This is a genomic window from Acinetobacter sp. CFCC 10889, from assembly GCF_003268395.1.
Classification (GTDB): Bacteria; Pseudomonadota; Gammaproteobacteria; order Pseudomonadales; family Moraxellaceae; genus Acinetobacter.
Genome location: NZ_LQXQ01000089.1, coordinates 1 through 8,764 on the forward strand (window position 1 = coordinate 1; position 8,764 = coordinate 8,764).

The 8,764-nt window shown below is 37.3% G+C and carries 9 protein-coding genes and 1 riboswitch; of the genes, 7 read left to right on the plus strand and 2 right to left on the minus strand.

Going from position 1 to position 8,764, the window contains the following annotated elements; translation table 11 throughout:
* The first annotated feature begins 28 nt into the window (after window positions 1-28).
* Window positions 29-242, plus strand: a riboswitch (cobalamin riboswitch).
* Window positions 243-265: 23 nt separating this feature from the next.
* The 4 genes from AVJ19_RS19640 to AVJ19_RS19655 all read left to right on the plus strand — a co-directional run bounded on the left by AVJ19_RS19640 (window position 266) and on the right by AVJ19_RS19655 (window position 5,264).
* Entirely contained in the window at window positions 266-2,188 is a 1,923-nt protein-coding gene (locus AVJ19_RS19640; RefSeq protein WP_111861252.1) for a TonB-dependent receptor plug domain-containing protein, read from the plus strand.
* Window positions 2,189-2,291: 103 nt separating this feature from the next.
* Window positions 2,292-2,870 carry a cob(I)yrinic acid a,c-diamide adenosyltransferase gene (locus AVJ19_RS19645; RefSeq protein WP_111861260.1) on the plus strand — a complete coding sequence of 193 codons (579 nt, stop codon included), beginning with the start codon at window positions 2,292-2,294 and terminating at the stop codon, window positions 2,868-2,870.
* Between the two features lie 164 nt (window positions 2,871-3,034).
* Window positions 3,035-3,757 (plus strand): glycerophosphodiester phosphodiesterase, encoded by a 723-nt coding sequence (locus AVJ19_RS19650; RefSeq protein WP_111861253.1) that lies wholly within the window; start codon window positions 3,035-3,037, stop codon window positions 3,755-3,757.
* A 343-nt stretch (window positions 3,758-4,100) separates the two neighbouring features.
* Window positions 4,101-5,264, plus strand: coding sequence for an acyl-CoA desaturase (locus AVJ19_RS19655; protein WP_111861254.1), 1,164 nt, complete (start codon window positions 4,101-4,103; stop codon window positions 5,262-5,264).
* A 98-nt stretch (window positions 5,265-5,362) separates the two neighbouring features.
* On the opposite strand, the gene AVJ19_RS19660 is transcribed toward AVJ19_RS19655, so the two are convergent.
* Complete coding sequence (locus tag AVJ19_RS19660) at window positions 5,363-5,740, minus strand: hypothetical protein (protein WP_111861255.1); 378 nt, start codon at window positions 5,738-5,740, stop codon at window positions 5,363-5,365.
* A gap of 79 nt (window positions 5,741-5,819) precedes the next feature.
* On the opposite strand from AVJ19_RS19660, the gene AVJ19_RS19665 reads away from it, so the two are divergent.
* From AVJ19_RS19665 to AVJ19_RS19675, 3 genes are all read left to right on the plus strand, one after another.
* The gene (locus AVJ19_RS19665) at window positions 5,820-7,262 is read left to right on the plus strand and encodes a protein adenylyltransferase SelO (protein WP_111861256.1); all 1,443 of its coding nucleotides are present in this window, start codon (window positions 5,820-5,822) and stop codon (window positions 7,260-7,262) included.
* A gap of 133 nt (window positions 7,263-7,395) precedes the next feature.
* Entirely contained in the window at window positions 7,396-7,992 is a 597-nt protein-coding gene (locus AVJ19_RS19670; protein WP_111861257.1) for a L,D-transpeptidase family protein, read from the plus strand.
* Window positions 7,993-8,022: 30 nt separating this feature from the next.
* Window positions 8,023-8,403 (plus strand): MmcQ/YjbR family DNA-binding protein, encoded by a 381-nt coding sequence (locus AVJ19_RS19675; RefSeq protein WP_111861258.1) that lies wholly within the window; start codon window positions 8,023-8,025, stop codon window positions 8,401-8,403.
* 31 nt (window positions 8,404-8,434) lie between these two features.
* Here AVJ19_RS19675 and AVJ19_RS19680 read toward each other — a convergent pair.
* On the minus strand, window positions 8,435-8,764 hold a 330-nt coding region (locus AVJ19_RS19680), incomplete at its 5' end, for a hypothetical protein (protein WP_213067268.1).

The following is an 8,764-nucleotide window of genomic DNA, read 5'->3' on the forward strand; positions in this document are numbered from 1 at the left end:
CTTGTAAGTTATTTTCACCACAACTATACTGCGCGCAAAGACAACAAGTCTATAGCTTCGGCTTTGGGAAGTTGGTGTAAATCCAACACTGCCCCCGCAACGGTAATAAAGAATCTTATTTCGTTTAAATTTTATAATTTAAGCCACTGTACATCACATAACGTATGGGAAGGCAGAAATAAGTGGAATATCAACTATTCTATATTTAAGTCCGGATACCAACTTGTTGTGCCTCTCAACTCAATCATTCACGTGGGGTGAATGTATGGAGCATATCATGACTGTTTTTTATCAACGTACAGCTTTTAAACCTACTGCACTTGTAGGTGCTGTCGCTATTGCGATGGGGCTATCTTCTACTGCTTTTGCTGCGGAAACATCAAGCACTGAAACTGCGCCAATTTCTACTTTAGATACGATTGTATTTACAGCAAGCCGTTCTGCTGAAAATATTAAAAATGTACCTGCACGTTTAACTGTTATTGATGAAAAAACCATTGAGCAAAATTCCGTCCTCAATGTTTCAGATATTATTCAAAGAGAACCCGCTGTATATATCAAACAAAGTGGGGGTATGGGGCAAATTTCGGATATTGCATTACGTGGAACAAAAGCTGTCCATACTTTAGTACTTAAAGATGGTGCTCGTTTAAATAGTCAAAATGAACTTGGTCCATTATATCCTGCATTTTTGGACACGACTGATGTCAACCAAATTGAAATCCTTAAAGGTCCAGCTTCTGTTCAATATGGCAGTGATGCAATAGGTGGTGTTGTTCAACTCATTTCTAAAAAACCAACACAGACAGGCGCTGAGCTTACAGGTATCTATGGTGAAAACAAAACCTACAAAACCATTGCCAAAGCAAATCTCGTAACAGATCAGGGCTTTTATGCACAAGTCGGTGGTCAACGTTTAGAAAGTGATGGCACTCGAATTTTTGAAAACCAGCCTAAAAGTGAAAAAGCCAGTTATGATCAAAAAGGCTACAATGCCAAATTTGGTTATAGTCAAGAAAATGTAGTAGATGCTTCTGCTTCGATCAGTGAAAATAAAGGCACAAGTATTTTTAGTAATGACTACATTGTGAATACTGCACAACGTGAGTTTGAAAATCGTGTAATCAATGCCAATGTGGCTTATCACATTTTGCCTGATTTAATTTTAAATGCGCATTATGCCAATGTTCAAGACAAACAAAATGTTCCTGCATATAAATCACACTACGATACTGAAAATAATCAAGCTGATTTAAACTTAAAATGGAAGTTTACACCCAATCAAAATATCTTAGTGGGCGCAACCTATAATGATGCCAACTATCAAAGTAACACCATTACCAATAACGACCAAAGTGTTGAAAGCACAGGTTATTATGTGCAGCACCAATTTAAAAATGACCGTTTTGATACACAACTCGGTGCACGTGTAGAAGATAACGAACGCTTTGGTACACATACTGTGGGTCAAGGTGCGATTCGCTACCATTTCTTACCTAATGCGAGTGTCTATGCCAATATTGGTAGTGCTTTCCGTGCACCAACATTGAATGAAATGTATTCACAATGGGGCGGTAACGATCAGTTAAAACCAGAAGAAAGTATCTCTTATGAACTTGGCGCTGATTATGATCTCACAGCAAATTTAAGTACAAACTTATCTATTTACCATACAGAAATCAAAAACTTAATTGCTTATACCTGTATTGCAACATGTGATGGTGATTGGCAAACAACTTTCCCAGTCAGCCAAAATATGAATATTAACAAAGCAGAATTTACAGGCGGTGAAGCAGAAGTAAAATGGCATCAAAATGATTTATTTTTATCAACTGCTTATGCTTTTGTCGATTCTGAAAATAAAGAAAACGGTAAAGAAATTGCTTATCGTCCTCGCCAAACACTTACGATCAGTACAGGCTTAGAAAATGCAACTTATGGCATCAGTGCATCACTGATTGCCCGTTCTAAATCTTATGCTGATTCAAATAATACAGCTCGTGTATCGGGTTATGCGACTGTTGACCTCAATGCATATTGGAATGCAACACCAAATGTGAAGTTATTTACCAATATCCAAAATGTAGGTGATGTTGAATACCGTGAAGTCTTAAATACTTATCCTACAAATGATTGGTATATTAATGGTGGTCGTCTTGCTACAGCGGGTGTGACATTTAAATACTAAGATTCACCACTAAACCACAGAAAAATTTAAGGATAATGTCATAATTATGGCATTATCCTTTTTAATTTCAGATTTAAATTTTAAAACTTTCAAGGAAATACCCATGGGACATCGTTTAAGTAAAATTTATACTCGTACAGGTGATGCAGGCACAACAGGTTTGGGCGATGGCTCTCGTGTTGCCAAAGATGACTTACGCATCGCTGCTTTGGGTGATGTCGATGAACTCAACTCAAGTGTTGGTGTATTACGTTCTCAAATTGCACTTAGCAGCATCGAAAATAAAGCAGAATGGGACAAATCACTGAGTTTAATTCAACATTGGTTGTTTGATCTAGGTGGTGAGGTTTGCATTCCTAATTACAACTTACTTCAACCGATTTGTGTAGAATTTCTTGAACAAGAAATTGACCGTATGAATGAAAATCTTCCGATGCTCAAAGATTTTATTTTACCATCAGGTACGATTGTTTGTAGCTATGCTCATCAAGCACGATCTGTCTGTCGCCGTGCTGAACGCAGCTTAATGACGGTACAAAGCCGTGACCAGAATATTCAGCCAACTGCATTGCAACTTTTAAACCGCTTATCTGATTGGTTCTTTGTTGCATCTCGTACATTACAACGTGCTGAAGGTGGTAGCGAAGTATTATGGCAAAAAAATATTAATGAGACGATTTGATTCAAGCTTTATCCAGAAAATCACAATCACATAAAATCCTACCTAACCTCCCTTTAAACAGGGAGGAATTTCTCGCCATAAAATTCATCTAACATTTCAATACAATATACGACATTTTTCAGCTTATACTTTTATTCAGAAAGAAAAACCAAATAGAGTTCATTATGAAAATCATCGGGCATCGTGGCGCACGTGGCGAAGCACCAGAAAATACGTTAGGTGGATTTCAGTATATCCATGACTTAGGCATTCGTGCAGTCGAGTTTGATGTGCGACAACTCAAAGATGGTGAACTGATCATCATGCATGATGATAATTTTCTGAGAACGACAGGTATTGACCAAGCACTATATGCTTTAAACAGTACAGAACTAGACAGCTACAACCAAGCCCATATTTGGATGGATTGGGCAAAACAAATCACTCCAACACTCCAACAATCACTTCAGATTATGCAGGATTTCCAACATATTGAAGTTGAAGTTAAAGCAGTTGAAACAGAAGCACAAGCTGAACAATTAACTTTAGAATTACAACGTCAATTACAAGGTTTTGCACAAACAGCAGTGATTACCAGTTTTGATTTGAAAATTCATCAAGCTTTAAAACGACAACAAACACCATTTAAACAAGGTTTACTCATCGAAGAGGACATCGGTGAGCGTGGCATTGAACAAGCACTTGAACTGAATTGTGTGCAAATTGGTTGGATGAATCAACTTGCAAGCGATGACATCATTCAAAAAACCCAAGCCGCTCACTTAAACATCAGTGTATGGACGGTGAATGACATTGAACGTGCTAAACATTTACGTGAACTTGGCGTTCAAGGTTTGATTACAGATTTCCCTAAAATGATGCAAATTTCTCTACAACAAAAGCAATAATGTTATATTTAAATTGTTTATTTTTTGTTTTACCCCGATCTTAAATTAACATTTTAAAATGTAATTTTTTATAAAAAATCAATAACTAATAGAGATTTTATGCACATTTTCACCACATAATGTAACTTAAATTTGCACAAACCACGCTGTTTCTTTTTTCCGATTAAACCCCTCAAAAAAATGTTTTATTCTGTTACTGTTTTGTACAATACAGTTGTACAATAATGCTAGTGAACAACTGTTTTAGCATGTTAATATTCACGCATTGCAGCCCCATAAAAAGTAGTTGGCTGTATCATATTTTTACCTCATATTTGAAAGGTTCTTAGGAGTGCTGTTGGAGATGAATGCTCCCCTACCCAAAGCCCCAATTAACTGGATCGGTGTTTTTGCGTTGGTTTTTTTACCTATCGTTGCACTGATCGCCATTCCTTTATATGCTTGGCATCATGATTTCAGTACTGCGGCGTGGATCAGCTTATTTGTACTACTTGGTTTAAGTAGCTTAGGTATTACAGCAGGTTATCATCGTTTATGGGCACATCGTGCTTATGAAGCGACTGTACTGCTTAAAATTATTTTAATGATTATGGGTACTTTTGCAGTTCAAAACAGTATTTTGTTTTGGGCTTCAGGTCACCGCACACACCATCGTCATGTTGATGATGTGGACCAAGATCCGTATTCGATTAATAACGGTTTTTGGTATGCACATATCGGTTGGATGTTACGTAATTATCCAGCAGCTGAAGCAAACTATAAAAATGCCCCTGATTTGCTCAATGATAAAATTGTCATGTTCCAAGACAAATACTACATTCCATTGGTAATCGTGGTTCATGCTGCGATTTTATTGCCAATCGGTTGGGCTGTAGGTGATATGTGGGGCGTACTTTTATTAGGTGGTTTATTACGCTTAATCTTTAGTCATCATGTCACATTCTTCATCAATTCACTCTGTCACATGTGGGGCAAACGTCCTTATACAGATGAAAATACAGCACGTGATAACTTCATTCTTGCGATTGCAACTTGGGGAGAGGGTTATCATAACTATCACCACATTTTCCAATACGACTACCGTAATGGTGTGAAATGGTGGCAATATGATCCAACAAAATGGCTCATCTGGTCATGCTCTAAAGTTGGTTTAGCAAAAAATCTTCGCCGTATTCCAAGCTTTAATATCAAAAAAGCAGAATTGGCAATGAAGTTTAAATATGCTGAACAAGACTTAGCCGTATATGGGCATGATGTAAATGCTGATATTGCTGCAATGAAACAAAAAGTTTCTCAAGAATACGAGGCGTTTACCCATACTTTAAATGATTGGGCAAAGTTAAAAGAGCAAGAGATTCAAGCGAAAAAAGCGTCTGTTGCTGAAAAAATTCACCAAATGGATGGCAAATTAAAAGTTGATTTCCAATTGGTTGAACAAAAACTAAGTCATCATCGTTCACGTTTAGAAACCTTAATGCGTGGCATTAAAAAGAATGTTGTGTCTTAATCCAATCTGAATTCACTGAAAAGCTCCGAAATGGAGCTTTTCTTTTGGCTTTTTAAAGCCCTTTCTTCTTGTAAAAAAGATAACTGGTTCAACATGTTTTATTGTAGACTGAGTTGATTTTGGATAGACATATATTCAATCTCTCCATCAAAAATATTTATTTCTATACACTCTTTTGAAATATTTAAAGCCTCAAAGAGTATCTGAATAGATTGCTGTGCAGGTCTAAAGCTCGTTGTATGAACCTCTGTACAAAAATTTGTGAATAGTGTTTCAGCTTGAAGAAAGAAATAATCTCGATCTAATTTAAATATAAATCCATCCGCCCAACCTACACCATCCATATAGAACAGGTGTGGTATAAAACCTTTTTGAAACAATAACGAACTTAAATCAAGATTTAGTATAAAAGCAATTTGAGCAACACTATAATTAGCCAAAATTGGCAATTGCTCTACTTCTACGTGTTCAATCATATTGTCATTCTTTTCTATTTTACACAGCTTATCCTATAACTTTGCTATAGTTTCAGCAAAGCTCTGTCGATGTTCTGTTATGAAATTCAATTCCCGCTACCCAACTTTAAGCCCAAAACTCTACCACGAACAAATGCCCTCACCACTCAAAGGTGCAAAAGCAGGACATTTCAATGCTGCATTGGCAGATGAATTGCAGTGGTCAGAACAAGAAAAAGCCGAATGGGTTGAAATCTGTAGCGGGCAAAAAACCTTTCCTGAATTTCATCCCTTAGCCATGGTCTATGCAGGACACCAATTTGGACAATGGGTAGGACAACTCGGTGATGGACGTGGCTTACTCATCGCACAGATTTTGAATAAGCAAGGTCAAACTATTGATCTACACTTAAAAGGCGCAGGCTCAACCCCCTACTCGCGTATGGGCGATGGTCGTGCTGTTTTGCGTTCTGTAATCCGTGAATATCTCGCAGGACATGCACTGAATGCTTTAGGCGTACCATCAAGTAATTCAGTGGGGTTTACAACTTCGGAACAAGGCGTACAACGTGAAAAGTTAGAACTGGGCGCAATGATGTTACGAACGTCTGACTGTCATATTCGACTTGGACATTTTGAATGGATCAATCAATATCAGCCTGAGTTACTCCAAGAATTTACCCAAAAATGCATTGAATGGCACTATCCAGAATGTTTAGAAACTGAAAATCCAATTTTAGCCTTTGCCACCAAAGTCATTCAAAACACTGCCGTGATGATCGCCAAATGGCAATTGGTTGGTTTTGCCCATGGCGTAATGAATACCGATAACTTAAACATTACAGGTTCAACTTTGGACTTTGGACCATACGGCTTTATGGAGCGTTTCCGTCCAAATTGGATCAATAATCACAGTGATTATAATGGGCGTTATACTTATCAGAACCAGCCAAGCATTGCCCATTGGAACTTATGGAATTGGTTGAATAATCTCATTCCACTGGCAACACCCGAAAATAAAGAACAATTTAAAAAAGACCTTGCGGATTGCTTAGAACATTTTGAACCGACATTTTTAGAGCATTACACGCATGGCTTATGTCAAAAAATGGGCTTACCAAGTTTTCACAAAGACAGTTTTGACTGTGCAATGGCTTTTTTAAGAATTTTGCAAAGCGAACAATTGGACTATACCGACAGTTTTATTCGCTTGCAGAACAAACAATATGAAGCGATCAAAGATGATTGTCTTGACCGCCGACAGTTTGAAAGCTTCCTGGCACAGTATGAAAATATCCGTGAAAATCAGGATATAGACACACTGAATGCAGAGATGTGCAAAGCCAATCCAATCTATATTTTGCGTAATCACATGGCACAAAAAGCCATCGAACTCGCTGAACGTAATGATTTTTCAGAAGTCGATCGACTATTTAAATTACTCAGTCAGCCATTTACCAAACAGCCTGATGTGGAACGAGCTGAGGATTTAGCTCCATTAGCAAGCGATGTGCCTGAAGTCATGGTGAGTTGTTCATCTTAATCCACGTTTAAAATTGCACATGGGTCGCACATGCTGCCCTTTGCAATCATTTGAATATTTAAAAACAAGATCACCACAGCTTTAAACATGATTCTTTGTAAAATTAAGCTTAAACAGCACGATTATTTTAAAAATGAATAAAAAAATTATTCTCTTGATCACTTTAATTCTTCTTGCGATTGCAGGCGCTTTTGCCTACCAAAAATATGGTAAATATCTTCCATCTGAACCTGCCACAACACCAATTCACAGCCTAACCTCTACTGAAATGGCAAAAATTCGCCAAGATACACCGATTACCGAAGTCAAAGTCTATAAATCTGAACGTATCGTCAAACTATTACACCGTGAACAAACCATTCGCACTTATCCTATGCGTCTGGGCTTCGATCCAATCGGGCATAAAGTTCAAGAAGGTGATGGAAAAACGCCTGAAGGACAATATGTTTTAGACTGGCGCAACCCAAAAAGTGCTTTTTATAAATCCTTACATGTATCTTATCCAAACGCACAAGACCAAGCCAAAGCCAAGCAACTCGGTGTATCTGCGGGTGGTGACATTATGATTCACGGTTCTGCAACCACCGCACAAGTGAATAAATTGCCAAAACTGATGGATTATTTACCGCAAAAAGATTGGACATGGGGTTGTGTTGCTGTTCGCAATGGCGATATGGATGAAATCTGGACATTGGTTGACGATGGAACGATCATTACCATTTATCCATAAATGATATGTAAAAAATAGGAAATAAAATTCATGAATGAAGATGAGATTCAAACATACGCCATGCGAATTGCTGCACAAAAACCTTTGGCTGAGCTCAGTTATCCTTTTGGTGAGGATATTCATGTATTTAAAGTCATGGATAAAATTTTTATGATGAGTTTTAAACATGCAACTCAAAAGATAGTGAATCTCAAATGCACACCTGAACAATCTGAAATTTTACGTGATTTATATCCTTCTATTCATACAGGCTATCATATGAATAAACAGCATTGGATTTCAGTGTATGCAGGTGAAAAGATTGATGTGACCTTGATTGAAGATTTAATTCAAACTTCTTATCAATTGGTTACAGCTAAACTCAGTAAGAAACAAAAACAAGTCTTAGCTGTGTATGCTGAAATACCTTAATTTGCTTTCATAAAAAAGGTGAATGCCAAACTTAATCTAAAATATGTCGAATGAGTGAAAAGATCATCCGAATCGGATAAGCAATCACATGAAAGAAACCTTCAATAAACCATTGATCTAGTAAAAATTCTTGTGCCACATCCGATTTCCAACTTCGTCTTGCTTGTGAATAAGGCGCAATAAAATACGCCAAGATGAATAGAAGTACCATCAGGATCAACAAGATATAATGCTGTAAACCTGTCATAAAAAATGCAATCAAACAGCCAAAAGCTGCAATAAAACAAAGGACTGCTAAAAATCGACGCAGATGGTAATAATCAGATGAGTTGGACATTTTCAGTTTTCTATTGATATTATT